The sequence below is a fragment of the Streptomyces bohaiensis genome (genome assembly GCF_012033785.1).
GTDB classification, from domain to species: domain Bacteria; phylum Actinomycetota; class Actinomycetes; order Streptomycetales; family Streptomycetaceae; genus Streptomyces; species Streptomyces bohaiensis.
This window is the reverse complement of record NZ_JAAVJC010000491.1, coordinates 1-1,722: the sequence shown is the minus strand read 5'-3', so window position 1 is coordinate 1,722 and position 1,722 is coordinate 1. Positions and strand designations below refer to the sequence as shown.

2 protein-coding genes are annotated in these 1,722 nt (G+C 79.0%); one reads left to right on the top strand and one right to left on the bottom strand.

The features are described 5' to 3' along the window. Positions 1–147: 147 nt before the first annotated feature. The gene (locus HCN52_RS24190) at positions 148–807 is read right to left on the bottom strand and encodes a hypothetical protein (protein ID WP_168090550.1); all 660 of its coding nucleotides are present in this window, start codon (positions 805–807) and stop codon (positions 148–150) included. 59 nt (positions 808–866) lie between these two features. On the opposite strand from HCN52_RS24190, the gene HCN52_RS26285 reads away from it, so the two are divergent. Further along, on the top strand, positions 867–1,722 hold an 856-nt coding region (locus HCN52_RS26285), incomplete at its 3' end, for a helix-turn-helix domain-containing protein (protein WP_312876862.1).

Here is a 1,722-nt window from a genome sequence, read left to right as displayed (position 1 = left end):
GGCCCGGCACGGCCCCGATGCTGCCCACCGCACCACCGAAGCCGCGACCGGCTCCGCCCCGCGCGACGGCCCCCTCAGCCGCCCTCGCGGCACAGCCGCCGGGCCGGGCGCGCCGCCGCCCCACCACCGGCGGTGAACGCCGCCGGGTCAGCCCAGCCGGTCGATCGCGGTGGCGAGGGTCTGGGCGAAGGCGTTTGCCGGTGCGTCGGAGAGTCCGCCCAGCTGCCCCCAGGAGACCAGCGTCACCGTCGTCCCGGCCCTGCCGACGCCGTGGACGGCGATGTTCGTTCCCGCCTCGGGCGGTGCGGTGTGAACGGCGAAGGCCCGGCCGCCGTCACCCGCGTCGACAGCGCCGAGGTCGTCCCAGCCCGCCACCGCACCCGCCTCCCCGCGCAGCCAGTCGGCGGCGCAGCCCGCGGCGGCCGACTCCAGCGCCGCCGCCAGGTCGGCCGCCGCGGTCGCGTCCGCGGTCCGCACCACGATCTGTCGGGCGGAGGCGTCCAGCTCCGTCCCGTAGTCACGGTGCGCGGCGCCGGCCGCCGGGACGAGGCCGTCGACGCACGCCAGTGGCGCGTCCGGCAGCCCGGGCGTCACCTCCCCGGCGTACCAGTCGGAGACCGCGTGCGGCGGCAGCTCGTCCCCGGCGAGGAAATCGGCCGCCGCGAGATCAGCTGCCGGAGTGGCCGCGGTTGCGGCGGTCGGCGGCTGTGCTCCGGCCTGCGCCTGGTGGGTCGTGGCGACGGTGAGGGCGCCGATCGTCGCCGCGGCCCCGAGCCCCGCGGTCCATCGGGCAGTAGTGCGTCGCATGGTTCCCCTTAGAGTGCTGTCGGTCGTCACCGGGCCGTTCCCGGTGGGTCGCCACCACCGTGTCCCGGCGGCACCGGGTGGGACAACGGGCCGTGGCGAAGGCGGGACGCTGGAATGCCCGCACCGCCGCTGAACTGCGGCGACGCGGTCCGCCTGGAACGCCGGGCGGAACGCGGTGCCCGGCGGGAACGCGCTCGGTGCGTCCGGGTGCGCGGTCCGACGGGCGGCACCGGAGGGTCCGGTCGCCGGGGGAGGGGAATCGGGTGGAGCAGCAGGACGCCGCCGCGGAGTTCGCACGGCTGGTGCGGGGGTTCAAGGAGCGGTCCGGGCTCAGCTACGGGACGCTGGCCCGCCGGTTGCACATGAGCGCCTCCACACTGCACCGCTACGGGTCGGGCGCCGCGGTGCCGGTCGACTACGCCCCGGTCGAGCGGATCGCGCGTGCCTGCGGAGCGGACCGTGCGGAGCTGGTTGCTCTCCACCGGGCCTGGGTGCTCGCCGATGCGGCTCGCCCGCCGCGTGGCCGCGACGCGGGAGCCCGCGGGGCGGCAGCCTCGGCGAGCCCCGGTGGTTCCCGGACGAGCCCCGGTGGTGCGTCGACGGCTGACGGGTCGGCGACGGACACCCCGGCGGCCCCGTCCGCCCCGCGGGGGCCGACCGGACCGCACGGCGCGGTGGCGTCGGGACCTGGGGGCGAGGCGTCGCCGGGACCGAACGGCACGGCGGCGTCCCGCGCTCCGACCACGGGGCCCGCCTCCCGTGCGCACGCCGGGCAGACGGACACGGAGCAGCGCCGGGCCGGCGACGGCACGGTCGGCGCCGCTTCCGACCGACCCGCGGCCGCCACCGACCCGGGGCGGCCCGGTGGCCCGACCGGGGCCCCGCAGGCGCACCGGGGAGCAGCGCGCCGGCGGG